The organism is Streptomyces sp. NPDC053427 (assembly GCF_044544985.1).
Taxonomy (GTDB): Bacteria; Actinomycetota; Actinomycetes; order Streptomycetales; family Streptomycetaceae; genus Streptomyces.
Map to the genome: position 1 here is coordinate 566,157 of NZ_JBITYA010000002.1, position 15,886 is coordinate 582,042.

At 74.0% G+C, this 15,886-nt stretch carries 13 protein-coding genes and 1 tRNA gene; 10 read left to right on the forward strand and 4 right to left on the reverse strand.

Annotated elements, in window-relative coordinates:
- Positions 1 to 26 precede the first annotated feature (26 nt).
- Both ACIGWZ_RS07160 and ACIGWZ_RS07165 read left to right on the forward strand, forming a co-directional pair.
- Positions 27 to 1,130: a hypothetical protein gene (locus ACIGWZ_RS07160; protein ID WP_400061672.1), complete on the forward strand. Its 1,104-nt coding sequence runs from the start codon at positions 27 to 29 to the stop codon at positions 1,128 to 1,130.
- 63 nt (positions 1,131 to 1,193) lie between these two features.
- Positions 1,194 to 2,510 carry a glycosyltransferase gene (locus ACIGWZ_RS07165; RefSeq protein ID WP_400062022.1) on the forward strand — a complete coding sequence of 439 codons (1,317 nt, stop codon included), beginning with the start codon at positions 1,194 to 1,196 and terminating at the stop codon, positions 2,508 to 2,510.
- Between the two features lie 37 nt (positions 2,511 to 2,547).
- On the opposite strand, the gene ACIGWZ_RS07170 is transcribed toward ACIGWZ_RS07165, so the two are convergent.
- A complete protein-coding gene (locus ACIGWZ_RS07170) occupies positions 2,548 to 2,979 on the reverse strand; it encodes a hypothetical protein (protein ID WP_400061674.1) in 432 nt (143 codons plus the stop codon).
- 246 nt (positions 2,980 to 3,225) lie between these two features.
- Here ACIGWZ_RS07170 and ACIGWZ_RS07175 point away from each other — a divergent pair, with 246 nt between their 5' ends.
- Positions 3,226 to 4,635, forward strand: coding sequence for a tetratricopeptide repeat protein (locus tag ACIGWZ_RS07175; protein ID WP_400061676.1), 1,410 nt, complete (start codon positions 3,226 to 3,228; stop codon positions 4,633 to 4,635).
- A gap of 69 nt (positions 4,636 to 4,704) precedes the next feature.
- Here the strand turns inward: ACIGWZ_RS07175 and ACIGWZ_RS07180 are convergent, their stop codons facing one another.
- Positions 4,705 to 5,298, reverse strand: coding sequence for a histidine phosphatase family protein (locus tag ACIGWZ_RS07180; protein ID WP_400061678.1), 594 nt, complete (start codon positions 5,296 to 5,298; stop codon positions 4,705 to 4,707).
- A gap of 270 nt (positions 5,299 to 5,568) precedes the next feature.
- Between ACIGWZ_RS07180 and ACIGWZ_RS07185 the strand changes: the two genes are divergently transcribed.
- The 6 genes from ACIGWZ_RS07185 to ACIGWZ_RS07210 all read left to right on the forward strand — a co-directional run bounded on the left by ACIGWZ_RS07185 (position 5,569) and on the right by ACIGWZ_RS07210 (position 11,172).
- Positions 5,569 to 6,834, forward strand: coding sequence for a hypothetical protein (locus ACIGWZ_RS07185; RefSeq protein WP_400061680.1), 1,266 nt, complete (start codon positions 5,569 to 5,571; stop codon positions 6,832 to 6,834).
- On the forward strand, positions 6,825 to 8,378 hold the full coding sequence (locus tag ACIGWZ_RS07190) for a hypothetical protein (RefSeq protein ID WP_400061682.1): 1,554 nt from the start codon (positions 6,825 to 6,827) through the stop codon (positions 8,376 to 8,378). Before ACIGWZ_RS07185 ends, ACIGWZ_RS07190 begins: the two co-directional genes overlap by 10 nt.
- Complete coding sequence (locus ACIGWZ_RS07195) at positions 8,375 to 9,754, forward strand: AAA domain-containing protein (RefSeq protein ID WP_400061684.1); 1,380 nt, start codon at positions 8,375 to 8,377, stop codon at positions 9,752 to 9,754. The genes ACIGWZ_RS07190 and ACIGWZ_RS07195 overlap by 4 nt, the downstream gene beginning before the upstream one ends.
- 108 nt (positions 9,755 to 9,862) lie before the next feature.
- A complete protein-coding gene (locus ACIGWZ_RS07200; protein ID WP_400061686.1) occupies positions 9,863 to 10,246 on the forward strand; it encodes a hypothetical protein in 384 nt (127 codons plus the stop codon).
- A 178-nt stretch (positions 10,247 to 10,424) separates the two neighbouring features.
- The gene (locus tag ACIGWZ_RS07205; protein ID WP_400061688.1) at positions 10,425 to 11,042 is read left to right on the forward strand and encodes a bifunctional DNA primase/polymerase; all 618 of its coding nucleotides are present in this window, start codon (positions 10,425 to 10,427) and stop codon (positions 11,040 to 11,042) included.
- A 56-nt stretch (positions 11,043 to 11,098) separates the two neighbouring features.
- A tRNA-Lys gene (locus tag ACIGWZ_RS07210) sits at positions 11,099 to 11,172 on the forward strand.
- Between the two features lie 68 nt (positions 11,173 to 11,240).
- Here ACIGWZ_RS07210 and ACIGWZ_RS07215 read toward each other — a convergent pair.
- Positions 11,241 to 12,485: a M6 family metalloprotease domain-containing protein gene (locus tag ACIGWZ_RS07215; protein ID WP_400061690.1), complete on the reverse strand. Its 1,245-nt coding sequence runs from the start codon at positions 12,483 to 12,485 to the stop codon at positions 11,241 to 11,243.
- A gap of 362 nt (positions 12,486 to 12,847) precedes the next feature.
- Here ACIGWZ_RS07215 and ACIGWZ_RS07220 point away from each other — a divergent pair, with 362 nt between their 5' ends.
- On the forward strand, positions 12,848 to 14,650 hold the full coding sequence (locus ACIGWZ_RS07220; RefSeq protein WP_400061692.1) for a putative bifunctional diguanylate cyclase/phosphodiesterase: 1,803 nt from the start codon (positions 12,848 to 12,850) through the stop codon (positions 14,648 to 14,650).
- A gap of 24 nt (positions 14,651 to 14,674) precedes the next feature.
- Here ACIGWZ_RS07220 and ACIGWZ_RS07225 read toward each other — a convergent pair whose 3' ends face one another.
- Positions 14,675 to 15,790 carry an LLM class flavin-dependent oxidoreductase gene (locus ACIGWZ_RS07225; protein ID WP_400061694.1) on the reverse strand — a complete coding sequence of 372 codons (1,116 nt, stop codon included), beginning with the start codon at positions 15,788 to 15,790 and terminating at the stop codon, positions 14,675 to 14,677.
- Between the last annotated feature and the right edge of the window lie 96 nt (positions 15,791 to 15,886).

A 15,886-nucleotide genomic window follows, 5' to 3' on the forward strand; every position in this document is an offset into this window, starting at 1 on the left:
GACGGCTCGAATCGGGAGAGGACGGCATGCGGAAGTCGATGGACCGCAGCGGGCGCGGCGCCGTATGCGCTCTGGCGGCTTTGCTATTGCCGGCCGCACTGTCCTCGGTGTTGTCGTCGGCGGTGGCCGCGCCGACCCCCGGGGAATCCGCCCGAATTCCGTTCGCCGAGCGCTATCACGCGACGCAGCACGGCGGTATCGCGCGCGCCGCCAACTCCTCGGTCACCTGTGGTGCGCCGAACGCCCCCGCGTCCGGGCAGTGCGCGGCGGTCCAGCAGGGCGGCTCCGGCGCCAACGGCCGCTACCGGATGGCCTATATCGACATCGACGCCGACGCCCGCACCGACAACTCCAGCCGCGCGGAGCTCCGGCTGCCGCTCGGCTCCCAGGTCAGCTACGCCCGGCTGTACTGGGGCGGCAATCTGCGGGCCGGCGAGCGGCGGCAGGCCGCGGAGAGCGGCCGGGTGCTGCTCGCCGCGCCCGGCGGCCCGTACCAGGAGGTGCACGCCGACACCCTGACCGGCCACCGCACCACCACCAGGACGGACGGATTCCAGGCGTCGGCGGACGTCACCACGGCGGTGCGGGACGGCGGCCCCGGCGCGTACACGGTGGGCCAGGTGAATGCGGCGCAGGGGAATTCCGCGGCCGGCGCATGGGGCGGCTGGACGCTGGTCGTCGCGTACGAGAATGCCCGGGAACCGCTGCGCCGGCTCGCACTGTGGGACGGATTCCAGCCGCTGAATGCAAACCGCCGCGCCCTTTCGGTGAACCTGAAGGGGCTACGGATTCCGCCGAATGCACGCGGCAGTGCGGGTGTGCTGGCATACAACGGTGACCGCGGCACCGGAAATGACTCGCTCTCCGCCGCGGCCGATGAAAAGACCCCGATTGCGCTCTGGGACGGCGCCAATCCGGCTAATGATGTGATGAATTCCACCATCACCGATTTCGGCCGGGACATCCCTCGGCGGCCCGCTTATCGCAATACCCTGGGATTTGATTCCGACGTATTCGACCTCAGGCCCGCGCTGCGGTCCGGCGGGGACCGTCTGGCTTTCCGGTTCACCACCCAGGGCGCGGGATATCTGCTCGGCGCGCTCTTCGTCCAGGCCGACACCGGGCGCTGATCGCCGCCTCGGAAATTCCCGCGGAGATTTCTGTCAGCTCGGTTATCAGGGGAGCAGTACGTGATGAAGGTCCTGCATGTCATCACCGGCCTGGAGACGGGCGGCGCCGAACAGCAGCTGCGGCTGATGCTGCGGCGGCTGCCGGCCCGCTGCGAGGTCGTCACGCTCACCGGGCCCGGCCCGGTCGCCGACGGCATCCGGGCCGACGGCACCCCCGTCACCCATCTGGGCATGACCGGCAACCGCGATCTGCGGGCGCTGCCCCGCCTCACCCGCCTCATCCGCGACGGCGGCTACGACCTGGTGCACACCCACCTCTACCGCGCCTGTGTCTACGGCCGGATCGCCGCCCGGCTGGCCGGCGTGCGGGCCGTGGTCGCCACCGAGCACTCCCTGGGTGACGCGGTGATCGAGGGCCGCCGGCTGACCCGCGGCGTGCGCACCCTCTACCGGGCCACCGAGCGGCTCGGCTCGACCACCGTCGCCGTCTCGGACACCGTCGCCGCCCGGCTGCGCCGCTGGGGCGTACCGGAGCCGCGGATCCATGTGGTGCCCAACGGCATCGAGGCGCACCGCTTCCGGCACGACCCGATCGTCCGCTCCGCCGTCCGCACCCGGCTCGGCATCCCCGTCGATGCCTTCGTGGTCGGCGGCGTGGGCCGCCTCGTGCCCGCCAAGCGGTTCGACGTCCTGGTCCGGGCGGTCACCCAGCTCTCCGGTGTGCACCTGCTGCTGGCGGGTGAGGGGCCGGAGCGCGAGACGCTGCGGAAGACGGCCGAGCAGTTCGGGTCGGGCGACCGGATCCACCTGCTGGGCGCGGTGGAGCGGGCGGAGCGCGCCCGGGCGGCGGCCGAGGGGCCGGGCAGGGAGCCGGACCGGGGGCCGGACATTCCCGGGCTGCTGGCGGCGATGGACGTCTTCGTGTCGCCGTCCCAGGACGAGGCGTTCGGACTGGCCGTCCTGGAGGCGCTCGCCGCCGGGCTGCACGTCCTGTACGGCAGCTGTCCGGCGGTCGACGAACTGCCCGCCGGCCAGATCCCGGGCGCCCGCCGCATCAGCCCCGTCGTGTACGAACTGGCCACCGCGCTGCGCGAGTTGAGGCGCAGCGGACCGGACCGGCTGCCGGTCCCGGCGGTGGTGCGGCGCTACGACATCGCGCGCAGCGCCGAGTCGCTGATGTCGGTGTACGAGGCGGCGGTCGCCGCCGCACCGGGCCGCCGGACGGCCCGGCCGCCGGCCCCCGGGGCGCAGTCGCCGGTAGCGGAAGCCCCCGCGCCGCGCGCGCCCGAACCGGAGCCCGCCCCGCCGCAGGTCTCCCTGCCCGAGCCGTCCCGGTCGCCCGCGCCGTCCCCGGGGGGCCACTCCTTGTCGAAGCGGTGAGGTCGAAGCGGCGTGGCCGGAGCATGTCCGGCCGGGCTCACTGACAGCGGTCGACGGCCTCGATCGTGCGGGCCGCCTCGCCGAGCGCGGCGCGCAGTACGACCGGGTCGGTGGCGTCGGCGTACGCGCCTTCCGGCGGGACCAGCCAGCCGGTGCCCGAGACCGGCGTCTCCGTGACGGCGTCCTCGCCGGGCGCCGCTCCCGGCGCGAGCCCGCGTCCGTAGGTCTGGGTGCAGGCGCTGCCCGGTACGTCCCAGCCGGCGGCGGTGCCCGGCGGCACCAGGAAGCCGAGGGTGTGGCAGGCGCCGTCGTGCAGGACCGGGCCGACGCCGTCCCGCAGCCGCAGGATGTCGACGGCCTCCAGTCCCTGCCGGGCGGGCACCGTGACGAGGTCACAGGGCTGCACGGCTCCCCGCGGCGCGCTCCGTCCGGATCCGCCCACGCCTCTGCTCACGCCGGTTTCCCACATGGAGAACCCCTCCTCATGCACGCGCCGCGCCCTTTACACCGAGTTCAACGGCTTCGTATGTCAACAGCTACGGCGGCGTAACGCTGCAAAGGATGGCACTTCATGGCGGATCACGGGCGAGATGGGTGGTTTGTTGCCAAACGCTGGGTATCGCACCCCTCGCAGCCGGTACGGTCATCCCCGCCGCACCGCCAGGAAGCGGCACCGCCACAAGATGGCACGGAAAGGCCACGGAGAGGGTCCGCCATGGCGTCGCCACCAGCAAAATCAGCGTCGTCCCGCACCGTACCCGCCCGCCCGAACACCGCCTTCCGACAGCTGCGCGGCCGGCTGTCCCCGGGCGAGTTCGCGGCGGCGGTCCGACGGTCCGCCCGTGAGATCGGAGAGCAGGTCTCGTGCGACGCCCGCTATGTGGGCCGCGTCGAGTCCGGGGAGATCCGCTGCCCGAACTACGCCTATGAGCGCGTGTTCCGGCACATGTTTCCCGGGCTGGCGCTGCCGGACATGGGCTTCGCGCCACGCGAGACGGTACGCGGACGGGGGGCGCGTACGGCGGTCAGCGCCGCGCCCCTGGCACCCGACCCCGACCACCGCGATACCTGTATCCAGATCCCCGAGGAGAGCGACGTGCTGCGTCGCGCGTTCATCACCGGCGGCCCGGCGGCCGCCCTGAGCATCACCGCCCTGCACCCCACCGAAGCCGCCGCCGCCGTGCCCGCCCAGCGGGCGCCCGCCGGCCGGGCCGGTGCGGCCGAGGCCACCGCCGTCGAGGAGGCCGTCCGCCGGATCCGGCTGCTGGACGACCGGCACGGCGCGGAGGACATCTACCGCCGCGCCACCCAGCCGCTGCGGGCCGCCTACGAACTGCTGGACTCCGACGTGCAGCGCCGCTCGGTCGCCGACCGGCTGCACTCCGGGGCGGGCGAACTGGCCATCACCGTGGGCTGGTTGGCGCACGACTCCGGCCGCTTCGACGATGCCCGCTCGCACTACGCCGAGGCGCTCGCCACCGCCCGGGTCTGCGGCGACGCGGCCCTGGAGGCGCACGCCTTCTGCAACACCGCCTTCCTGGCCCGCGACGCCGGCCGCCCCCGGGAGGCGGTGCGCGCCGCGCAGGCCGCGCAGCAGGCCGCCAGGCATCTCGCCTCGCCCCGGCTGCTCTCGCTGCTCGCGCTGCGGGAGGCGGGCGGCTGGGCGGTGCTGGGGGACCGTACGGGCTGCGAGCGGGCCCTGGCGCGGGCCGACCGGCTGTTCGCGGCCGGGCCGCGGGACAACGACCCCGAATGGATGACGTTCTACGGCGAGGCCGAGCTGGCGGGCCTGGAGGCGCAGTGCTGGGCGGCGCTGGGCGAGGGGGAGCGGGCGGCGGAGCTGGCGCGCCGTGCGGTGAGCATGCAGGATCCTCACTTCACCCGCAATATCGCGCTGTTCACCGCGGAGTTGGCGGGCGATCTGGCGGACAGCGGGGCGCCCGAGGAGGCCGCGACGGCCGGCAGCCGGGTCCTGGCCCTGCTGGACCAGGTCCGCTCGGCCCGCATCCGCACCATGCTCGACCGCACCGCGCGGAAGCTGCACGGACACCGGGACATCGGCGCGGTCGCGGACTTCCTGGGTCGGCATGCGGCATCGGCGGGGGCCGCGGCGGGCGCTCGCTGAGCGGGCGCCACCCCGTACGGGGCCTGGGCCGCCGACCCGGGCCGTCCGCAGCGCAGTTCGGCGGGCAGGTCAGCCCAGGTGCCCCGTGTCGTTCCACCGCTCGATGGCCGGTTCCCCGTAGGCCCAGCCGAGCACGGACAGGGAGGTGGGCTCCAGGCGGATGCGGGCGCCGAAGGAGATGTCCAGGCCCAGCCAGCGGGCGCCGAGGGCGCGCAGGATGTGGCCGTGGGCGAAGAGCAGGACGTCGCGGTCGGCGGAGCGGGCCCAGCCGATGACCTCGTCGGCCCGTGCGGTGACGTCGGCGAGGGTCTCACCTTCGGGGACGCCGTCGCGCCAGATGAGCCAGTCCGGCCGGGTGGCCTTGATCTCGGCCGGCGTCAGGCCCTCGTACGCGCCGTAGTCGAACTCCATCAGCGCGTCCCAGTCCCGGGCCCGGCCGCCGAAGCCGGCCAGTTCGCAGGTTTCCCTGGCGCGGACGAGGGGGCTGGTGCGGACCTCGACGTCGGGCAGGCCGTTCCAGGGGGTGCGGTGCAGGCGTTCGCCCAGCAGCTTGGCGCCGCGGCGGCCCTCGTCCAGGAGCGGGATGTCCGTGCGTCCGGTGTGCTTGCCCGACAGGGACCACTCCGTCTGTCCGTGTCTGGCCAGGAATATGCGCGCTGCCATGGTCGTACCTCTCGCCTCTCGCCGGATTTCTCGGTCGTTCGTGCTGCGTCGTTCGTTGGGCGTTGAGCGTTGTTCGTTGATCGCTGGGAGTGCTCGGCGCGGGCGGCGTTGACCGCGGGAGGTGATTCCATCATCGCCCACGGGGTGGATTTGTCCGTAACCGGGGACGGCGCCGGCACCGGGGCAGGAACCGTCGCCGGTTACGGTCCGGAGCACGGATCTTTCGGGTGGTTGCCCCGCATGTCAGTGGCGGATGCGAGACTTTCGCGGGTGAACGTTTCCCGCGACAGTCGACCCGCGGCGTCCGCACCGCCGGCAGGGCAGCAGACGCCGACGCCGAGCCTGCGCAGGGGGGCGCCTCCCGGTGGCGGCCGGGGGCGGCTCGCCGAACTGCGCGGCCCCGGTGTACGCCCCCGTCCGCTCGACGCCCGTGCGCTCGCCGCGCTGGCCGCCAACCCCGGCTGCCGGCGCCGCGCGCTGCTGGACGGCGCGGGGATCGACAAGGGCGCGCTGGCGCAGGCGCTGGGGTCGCCGGCGACCTACGGCCAGTCCCAGTTCGCGATCATGCGCGGCATCACCTTCGAGTCACGGGTGAAGGCCGACGGCGGCGCGGCCCTGATGCGGCTGCTGCACGAGCGGCTGCGGACGGGCACCCCGCCACCGGAGGGCGCGGAGGTCGCCGTCCCCGATCTGTCCGCCGCCGGTCCCGAGGGCCGGGCGGCCCGTACGGCGCTGGCACTGCGCGAGGCGACCGCGGCCGGGGGCTGGGCGCTGCTCGATCATCCGATGCTCGCCGTCGAGGTGGCCGGCTCGCCGGTCTATGTGGAGCCGGATGCGGTGGTGGTGCATCCGGACGGCAGCTGGACGGTCGTGGAGATCAAGTCCTTCCCGATGATCGACGGCGCGGCGGACGCCTCCAAGGTGGGCGAGGCGGCCCGCCAGGCGGCGGTGTACGTCCTCGCCCTCGAGAACGTCGCCGGGCATGTCGCCGCGCGGACCGGGCGCGAGGTGCGGGTGCGCGACCGGGTGCTGCTGGTGTGCCCGAAGGACTTCTCCAACCTGCCGACCGCCGCGGCCGTCGACGTCCGCAAGCAGCTGGCGACGACCCGGCGGCAGCTGACCCGGCTCACCCGCGTCGAGGAGATCGCCGCCGCGCTGCCCCCGGGGACCACGTTCGATCTGCGGCTCGCGGAGGACGGACGGACCGCGACGCGGCCGGCCGAGGAGCTGTCCGAGGCCGTCGAGGCGGTCGGCGCGGCCTACTCCCCGGAGTGCCTGGCCTCCTGCGAGCTGGCGTTCCACTGCCGTAAGCGGACCCGTCAGCAGGGGGCGGTGGAGGCGCTGGGGCGCGGGGTGCGCGGCGAGCTGGGCGGGCTGGGCACCATCGAGGCGGTGCTCGAGGCGGCCGCCCCCGGTGACGCGGAGACCGCCGAGGGCCCCGACGACCCGGCCGTGCTCGCCCTGCGCCGGGCGGCGGCGCTGCGCGCCGAGGCGCTGGCCGCGGCGGACCGGGCGGAGGAGGGGGCATGTCGCTGATCCAGACGCTGGCCCGGATGGAGGCGGTGGCCTCGGGGCGCGCCGCGCCGCTTGCCACGGTGCGCCACCGCCATCTGTCCGAACGACCGCTGGTTCTCGTCCCGTTGACGACCGCGGGTGAGGCCGGCGCCCCGCTGGGCATGCTGATCGGCACGGACCGCGAGAAGCCGCAGCTGCTGGCCGTACCGCAGCCGCGCGACCGCGATCTGCGGTTCACGTTCCTGGCGGAGCTGGCCGAGTCGGTGCTGCCGTACGTGGACGGCTTCGCGGACGCCGTCGAGTGGGAGGAGCGCAAGGAGACCGACCCGGAGACCGGCAAGCGGGTCCCGGTGCAGGTGGAACTGTGCGCGGACGCCCCGCAGTTGATCGTGCCGAGCGCCGCGGGCATCGACTTCGTACGGCTGCTGGGGCGCTCGATGCGCTTTCGGCGGACGGCCGAGCAGGAGCCGGAGACGCCGTATCCCGCGCCGCCCCATGTGCCGCTGCTGGGCCGCTGGTTCACTCATTTCGGCGAGCGGGCCCGGGTGCCCGGCGCCAGTCTGCTGCTGGCCATGACGGGGCTGCTCGGCCGCCACTGGGCCACCGGTCAGAGCATGCTGGAGGACCAGCACCTGGGCGCGCTGCTCGCCTGGATCGACCCGCCGTCCGGCGCGTCGGGCCAGGAGGCGGCCGAACGCGCCGAGACGGGGCGCGACGCCGAGGGCCAGCTGCTGTGCCCGCCGGCCGGACCGGCCACGGACCCGGCGTTCGACAACCGGCTGCTCTCCCCCGCGATGGCCCGCTACGACGCCGGTCTGTCCGGCGCCGAAGAGGAGATCCGCACCCTGGTGGAGGGCCAGTTGCGGCCGACCTGGGACGCCGTCTGGCAGGGCATCGAGCTGCTGCGCGGGCTGCCGCCGGGCGGGCGGGTCGCCGACCGCTGGAAGCGCGACCGCTGGTCCTACACCGCGCACCGCGACCGGGTGCGCGCCGGGGAGCCGCCGCAGCCGAGGCGGGACGACGCCGTCACCGCCGCCCAGAAGCTGGCCTCCCGGGAGACCGCGCAGGCTCAGCTGGACGCCCAGGAGGCGCTGGACGACCCGCTGGTGATGGCGGGGCGGCGGCTGTCCGGCGAGGCGCTGTGCGGCACGGTCGTCCATGTCGCGACGGCGTACTCCGAGGGCCGGCGGCCGATGCCGCGCCCGCTGGTCACGCTGCGCACCGAGGACCGGCCCCAGCTGTCCGAGAACGCCAAGCTCTACCGCCCGCTGCCCGACGGGAGGACGCAGCCGGCCGAGTTCGTCTCCTACGTGGCCGGGGAGCACGGCGCGCTGGTGGTCCGCCTGACAGGGGGTATGGGACGCGGCAAGGAACCGGAGCCCGGTTCGGTGCCGGAGGTGGACGAGCGGGTGCTCTGGACGCTGTTCGAGCATTCCCCGCGCGGCGGCCCGGAGTTGCCGGACCCCGAGGACATCCCCTGGACGCACGGCGGCCCACCGCAGGCCGCCGCCGCGGGCGCGCCCGCGGACGCCCCCGACCCCGTGACCGCGGAGGACTTCCTGTGACCCGGCCCGACGGGGGTGCCGCCCTGTCCCGCAACAGGTTCGGGGAGCGCCCCTTCGACCCCGCGGCCGCGGCCGCCGCCGCGACGGACGCGATCCTGCACGACACGCTGCACGGCACCCGGCGCGGGGTGGTCGTCGACTCCCCGCCCGGCGCGGGCAAGTCCACCCTGGTGGTCCGCGCGGCCCGCGAACTGGCCGCCGCGGGGCGCCCGTTGATGATGGTGGCGCAGACCAACGCCCAGGTGGACGACCTCGTCCTGCGGCTGGCCGACAAGGACCCCGGGCTGCCCGTCGGGCGCCTGCACAGCAGCGACCCGAACGCCTTCGACCCGGCGCTGTCCGAGCTCCCCTCGGTCCGTACGTCCGCGAAGGTCGCCGACCTGGCGGGCATGGACATCGTCGTCTCGACGGCCGCCAAGTGGGCCTACACCAAGGTCGAGTCGCCCTGGCGGCACGCCATCGTGGACGAGGCGTACCAGATGCGCTCCGATGCGCTGCTGAGCGTCGCCGGGCTCTTCGAACGGGCGTTGTTCGTGGGCGATCCGGGGCAGCTGGACCCGTTCAGCGTGGTGGGCGCCGAGCAGTGGGCGGGGCTGGCGTACGACCCGTCCTCCAGCGCCGTCGCCACGCTCCTGGCCCACAACCCCGATCTGCCGCAGCACCGCCTGCCGGTGTCCTGGCGCCTGCCCGCGTCCGCCGCGCCCCTGGTCTCCGACGCGTTCTATCCGTACACCCCCTTCCGCAGCGGGACGGACCACGGCGACCGCCGCCTGGCCTTCGGGGTGGCCGGGGACGGCTCGGGCGTGGACCGGGTGCTGGACGAGGCCGCCGGGTCCGGCTGGGGGCTGCTCGAGCTGCCCGCCCGCCGTACGCCCCGTACGGACCCGGAGGCGGTGCGCGCGGTGGCCCTGGTGGCGCGTCGGCTGCTCGACCGCGGCGGCGCCGCCACCAGCGAGAACTCCCCCGGTCCGGTGCCGCTGACGGCCGAGCGGATCGCGGTCGGCACGGCCCACCGCGACCAGGCGGCGGCGGTCCGTGCCGCGCTCGCCGACCTGGGCGTGAGCGGCGTCACGGTCGACACCGCAAACCGCCTCCAGGGCCGCGAGTTCGACGTCACGGTCGTGCTGCATCCGCTCTCCGGCCGCCCCGACGCCACCGCCTTCCATCTGGAGACCGGCCGGCTGTGCGTGCTCGCCTCCCGCCACCGCCACGCCTGCATCGTGGTGTGCCGGGAGGGCGTCGCCGAGCTGCTGGACGAGCATCCCTCGACCGAGCCGGTGCAGCTGGGCGTCACGGTCAAGTTCCCGGACGGCTGGGAGGCCAACCACGCCGTGCTGGCGCATCTGTCGGAGCACCGGGTGCGGTGGAGACCGTAGGAGGCGGCGGGGCGGACCGCCCCGGCGGCCGGTGGCCGCTCCGGCCCTGTGGCGTACTTGCGCGGGGCGGGACAATGGAATGCGGCACACGATCCTGGAGGTACGTACATGTCCCAGCCGCGTCCGGCTTCCGACCGCCGCGCCGAGGCGCCGGCACCCCGGCGCAGGAGGCCCGCGTCGCTGATCTTCGAGCCGCCCGAGGCCGTCGCCGACCCGGAGCACTTCTTCGACCTGGAGTCGATGGAGGACCCGCACGAGCTGCTGCGCCGCTCCACGGAGCTGGCGCTGGCCTTCCGCGTGGCGGCCGACCGCGCCACGGAATACCAGGCGATGGCGGCCGCCCAGCTGACCGATCCCCGGCGTTTCGACCGGCTGCCGCTGTCCGCGCTCGCCGAGCAGGCGGACTGGTCCGAGGACTATGCGCAGAAGATGATCGAGTTCGGCCGCGGTCTGCTGCGGGACGGCGGCACGCACACCGGGGACACCGACTGAGCGCCGGCCGGTACGTCCCGCAGGCATCACTCGTCACACGCGCCCCGGAAGGGCTCATGGTTCGCGATCATGAGCCCCTGGCATATGCAAAACGGGCAAGATACTCGTCCGGCGGCGCCCTGTCCCGGATTCCCGCAATCCGCGTAGCCGGAACGCGGGGAATGGGTAGACCTGCCCCATGAGCGACTGGCTGCCCGACACTCCCCGGACCCTCACGTTCCCCACAGCGGCGTACGTCACCCTCGCCGGCGCCGACTGGCTCGCCTCCGCCAGCCCTCATCCGGACACCGTCCAGGCCCTGTGGGCCACCCGGCCCGCCGCCCCCAGCGTGCTGCCGTGCGGCTCCGTCTTCGACGTGATCAACGCCCCCGCGCTGTTCGGCCGCCGCATGGTGGACCGGTTATGGTCCGCGGGCCCCGGCTCGGGGCCGGTGGCGGCCCATCGCGGCCGCATCCTGCTGTTCGCCGCCCCCGGCACCGCCCAGCGGCTGCCGTCGCTGCTGGGCTGGGAGGAGTGGGCGCGCGCCGTGCCGCCGCTGCTGTGCCACGGCAGCGGGGACGCGGTGACGGTCCCGCCGCTGCACCCCTGTCACGCCTCGGGCGCCGACGCGGAGGGCGCCGGCGAGGCGGTCACCCCGGCCGTTTCGCGGTGGCTGGTCGCCCCGGACGTCCGCAGCCCCTGGCTGCCCGGCCCCGACGTGCTGCTGTGGGCCTGCGTCCGCGCGGCCCGCTGGGCGGCCGACGAGGAGCGCGAAGCCGCACCTCAGGGCCCCCTTCCGGCGCTGACCCCGGGCTGAGGGAAACCGATTTTTGCCCTCCCCGGACCGGGTGCTAATGTTTCCTCCGTCAGCAGGCGCCGCTAGCTCAGTTGGTTAGAGCAGCTGACTCTTAATCAGCGGGTCCGGGGTTCGAGTCCCTGGCGGCGCACAGACGGTCGAAGGCCCCCACCTCGGTGGGGGCCTTCGTCGTGCCCGGACCGCGCGGGCGGGCGCCGTTCAGTCGCGGGCCACCTTGACGGTCCAGTCGCCCTCCTCGCCGCGCCCCTCGACCTGGATCCGTACGCCGTCGTTCGCGTCGTCCAGGCTCTCCCCCACGCCCAGCGGTGCGTCCGCGAGCGGCGGGTAGACGGAGGTGCCCCAGCAGGCCGCGGTGCCGGGATGCCCGTCCAGTACGTGCACCGGCCCCGTCCCGGAGGCCGTGTCGCCGTGCACGCGGTAGACCAGGACGCCCTGCTTGCACACGGAGCGGTCGTTGCCGACGGCGTCGCGGGCCTCGACGGCGAGCGCGCTCTCCGGGCCGGTGCGGATCACCAGCAGCCGCGGGCGGCGGTCGTCGCCCGGCTCCACGGGGGCGGACAGCGGCCGCAGCGAGTGCAGCGAGGGGGCACGGGTCAGCGGCGTGCAGTCGACCTGGTCGTCGCCGAGCCAGCCGAGCTTCCACTTGTGCCAGGCGAAGGGGTCGGGCGCCAGGCCGAACTGGCTGCCCATGAGGTCCCAGTCACCCACGTAGGTGTCCCAGTCACCCTTGCCGTTGCCCGGCCGGTGGTAGAGGTCCGGCAGGTCGAAGACATGGCCGGTCTCATGGGCGAGGACATTGCGGTCCGGCGGGCTCTTTTCGAAGACGGTCACGAAGCGGCGCAGATCGGTGTGGTCGGCGTGCATCGGCTCATCCAGATTGACGACCTTGGTGGCGTCCGAGTCGACGCCCGGGGCGTCCGGGTCAGCGACGAAATAGACCAGGTCGTAGCGGCTGAAGTCCACCGAGGAGTCCGCGGCGGCGACCGCGTCGCGCAGGTACGCCGAACGACGGCCGGCGTCCCAGTCGCGCTGTATTCCGTACGCCCCGGACGGGTGCGGCATCTGCACCCACTTGCCGTGGAGGTGCGAGCGCAGCCGGAATTTGCCGTACGAGGCGCGGTCGAAGAAGTGGGAAGTGGCCGGGAAGTAGTCCTTGGACAGCTCGCCCGGTCGGGCTATGGGCCGCGAGTCCGGGAAGGACAGGAAGATCATCACGGCGTCGAGGGCGCCGGTGGGGCGGGGGTAGGTGTCGTTCCAGCTGTCCAGGCCCTCGGAGTGGTGGGCGTCGGTGCGTCCCAGCGCGCAGGAGAGGGCGGCCTCGGAGGCGGTGGCGGGCCCCGCGACGATGGAGGTCGCGATCAGCGCGCTCAGCGAGGTGGCGACGGCTGCGAGGCGCCGAAGGCGACGGCGCTCCACCCCGTCGGGTGTCCGGTCGCGCGGCACATCGACCTCCAGGGACGGAATCGGAAGACGCCACCCACCCTGTGCCGCTTTCTCGTCGTTCGTCCTGTTCGGGGGCCCAGACGAGTGACCAGACGAGATTCCGCCACCCTGTAACGGAAAGTAACAAACGGCCAACCATGTAAGTGGTGCGAACAGAGTCGTGCAGAAATGGCTGAAGTTCCGTCATGCGTGCCGATGATCACGGCTGCGTCGCTGGATCGGCCGTTGCACCAGCCTCTATGATCGCCACACTTTCCAGCGCGAGGTCCACCCTCCATCACGAGACAAGCGCCATGCGGGAGCGAGCAGTGAGCGGACACCCCGACAGCACGGGCCGCACGCCCGGAGCGACGCTGCCATCCGTGACGGAACGTGACGGTCGGACCAAAGGATCCGACGGTGCGCACCACGGCCCCCTCGGCCACTGTGACGACACCGCCGCCACGCTCCCCGACTACCGCGCCGCCTTCCACGCCGCCCGCCTCCCCATGGCCGTCCTCAACCGCGACGGTCTGGTCCTCGCCGCCAACCCCGCCTTCGGCGAACTGGTCGGCGCCGACCCCGACGAGCTGGTCGCCGCCACCGCCGCGGACCTGACCGACCTCGGCGCGGACCCGCGGGTGTGGACCGCCTACCGCGAGGTGCTGTGCGGCCGCAGCGACCGGCTGCGCTGCACCCGCCGCCTCAAGCACCGCGACGGGCACTCCGTCTGGGTGGAGGTCACCGTCGAGCCGCAGGTGGGTGAGGACCGGGTGCTGCTGTCGGTGGCCGACATCAGCGACCGGCACGATCTGCTCGCCCGCCTGCGGCATCTGCAGATGCACGACCCGGTGACCCGGCTGCCCAACCGCGCGCTCTTCTTCGAACGGCTCTCCGGCGCCCTGGAGGCGGCCGCCTTTGAACCGGCCGGCACCGGCCGGATCGGGCTGTGCTACCTCGACCTGGACGGCTTCAAGGCCGTCAACGACACCCTCGGGCACCGGGTCGGGGACCGGCTGCTGAGCGCCGTCGCCCAGCGGCTGACCCGCTGCGCGGAAATCGTCGGCGACCGCGGTCCGGGCCACGGCGGCCATCTGGTGGCCCGGCTGGGCGGCGATGAATTCGCTCTTCTGGTGGAGGACTCCACGGGCACCGACCAGCTGGCCGAGCTGGCCCGGTGCGTGCTGGACGCACTCCAGCGGCCGTTCGACCTGGCCGGGCAGCGGCTGTCGGTCTCGGCGAGCATCGGCGTCGTCGAGCGGGCCGCCGCCGGCACCACCGCCACGGGGCTGATGCAGGCCGCGGACACCACGCTGTTCTGGGCCAAGGAGGACGGCAAGGCCCGCTGGACCCTGTTCGACCCCGAGCGCAACGCCCACCGCATGACCCGCCAGGCGCTGTCCAGCACGCTCCGCCCGGCCGTCGACCGCGGCGAGTTCACCCTGGAGTACCAGCCGCTGGTCGGTCTGGGTGACGGCCGGGCGCAGGGCGTCGAGGCGCTGGTGCGCTGGCGGCATCCGCAGTTCGGGATGCTGTCGCCGAATCGGTTCATCGCACTGGCGGAGGAGAACGGCGCCATCGTCGAACTGGGCCGCTGGGTCCTGGAGCGGGCCTGCCACCAGGCCCGCGCCTGGCAGCTGGCGCACCCCGGGGGCCAGCCACTGTTCGTCAGCGTCAATGTGGCCGTGCGTCAGGTGTGGGACTCCGACCTGGTCGCGGACGTGGCCGGGATCCTGGCCGAGACCGGCCTGCCGCCGCGCCTGCTCCAGCTGGAGCTGACCGAGTCCGCGGTGATGGGCTCGGCGGGGCGGCCCCTGCAGGCCCTGCAGGCGCTCAGCGACATGGGCGTACGGATCGCCATCGACGACTTCGGCACCGGCTACTCCAACCTCGCCTACCTCAGCCGCCTCCCGGTGTCCGTCCTCAAACTGGACGGCTCCTTCGTCCACGGCTTCCGCTCGCAGGAGCACCCCAACCCGGCCGACGAGATGATCGTCGAGGCCCTGGTCGCCCTCGCCCACCGCCTCGGCCTCACCGTCACCGCCGAATGCGTGGAGAGCGCCGAACAGGCGGAGCGGCTGCGACGGATCGGCTGCGACACGGGGCAGGGCTGGCTCTACTCCCGGCCGGTCGCCCCGGACCGGGTGGAGGCGCTGCTGGACGCGGGGCGGCGGCCGGGCGGCTGAGCCCGGGGAGCCACCGCCGCCGGCTCACCCCTGCGGCAGTCCGTACGCATCGGCTATCAGCTCGTACGACCTCAGCCTGGCCGCGCCGCCGTGCGCATTGGCGGTGATCATCAGCTCGTCCGCGCCGGTGCGCTTGGCGAGGTCGTCGAGGCCCTGGCGGACCGTGTCGGGGGTGCCGTGGACGACGTTGCCGAGCCAGCTGTCGACGAAGTCGCGTTCGCGGTCGGTGAAGTCGTAGGCCTCGGCCTCCTCCGGGGTGGGGACCAGGCCCGGCCGCCCGGAGCGCAGCCGGAGCATCGACAGGGCGCCGGTCATGACCTGGCGGCGGGCCTCCCGCTCGTCCTCGGTCGCCAGCGCCGCGACGCCGATCAGGGCGTACGGCTCGGCGAGCACCTCGGAGGGGCGGAACGAGGAGCGGTAGAGGTCGAGGGCGGGGACGGTGTTGGCGGCGGAGAAGTGGTGCGCGAAGGCGAACGGCAGGCCGAGCGCCCCGGCGAGCTGGGCGCTGAAGCCGGAGGAGCCGAGCAGCCACAGCGGCGGGCGGTGCGGGGACTGCACGCCGCCGGGCGAGGTGGCCTGCACCGGGCCGGGGACGGCGTGGATCTTGGCGTACGGATGGCCGTCGGGGAAGGAGCCGTCCAGGAAGCGGGTCAACTCCAGGAGCTGCTGGGGGAAATCATCGGCACCCTCGTGCAGCCGCTCGGTCCGCCGGAGCGCGGCCGCGGTGGCGCCGTCCGTGCCCGGCGCGCGGCCCAGGCCCAGGTCGATGCGGCCGGGGGCCATCGCCTCCAGGGTGCCGAACTGCTCGGCGATGACCAGCGGCGCATGGTTGGGGAGCATGACGCCGCCGGAGCCGAGCCGGATGGCGGAGGTGTGCGCGGCGAGGTGGGCGAGCAGCACGGCGGGCGAGGAGGAGGCGACGCCGGGCATGGAGTGGTGCTCGGCGACCCAGTAGCGGTGGAAGCCGCGGCGCTCTGCCGTGCGGGCGATGTCGACGGCGGTGCGTACGGCGCCGGTGGCGGTGTTGCCGGCGCCGACGGTCACCAGGTCGAGTACGGACAGGGGCACGGGCGCCGTGCCCCGGGCGGTGCCCCGGATGCCGTCGTCGGTGCCCGGCCTGTGCTCCACTTCGCCACTCACGGTGCGGATCCTCCTCGCGTCTCGCTGGTCTGCGAGAAGGTCAACCGGAGCGGCTCTCCGATTATTCCGGCGCCGGTCCGGTGATTCCGGCCGGCG

Coding starts and splice junctions, on each gene's coding strand:
- ACIGWZ_RS07160 (WP_400061672.1), top strand. CDS start 27: ATGCGGAAGTCGATGGACCGCAGCGGGCGCGGCGCCGTATGCGCTCTG.
- ACIGWZ_RS07165 (WP_400062022.1), top strand. CDS start 1,194: ATGAAGGTCCTGCATGTCATCACCGGCCTGGAGACGGGCGGCGCCGAA.
- ACIGWZ_RS07170 (WP_400061674.1), bottom strand. CDS start 2,979: ATGTGGGAAACCGGCGTGAGCAGAGGCGTGGGCGGATCCGGACGGAGC.
- ACIGWZ_RS07175 (WP_400061676.1), top strand. CDS start 3,226: ATGGCGTCGCCACCAGCAAAATCAGCGTCGTCCCGCACCGTACCCGCC.
- ACIGWZ_RS07180 (WP_400061678.1), bottom strand. CDS start 5,298: ATGGCAGCGCGCATATTCCTGGCCAGACACGGACAGACGGAGTGGTCC.
- ACIGWZ_RS07190 (WP_400061682.1), top strand. CDS start 6,825: ATGTCGCTGATCCAGACGCTGGCCCGGATGGAGGCGGTGGCCTCGGGG.
- ACIGWZ_RS07200 (WP_400061686.1), top strand. CDS start 9,863: ATGTCCCAGCCGCGTCCGGCTTCCGACCGCCGCGCCGAGGCGCCGGCA.
- ACIGWZ_RS07205 (WP_400061688.1), top strand. CDS start 10,425: ATGAGCGACTGGCTGCCCGACACTCCCCGGACCCTCACGTTCCCCACA.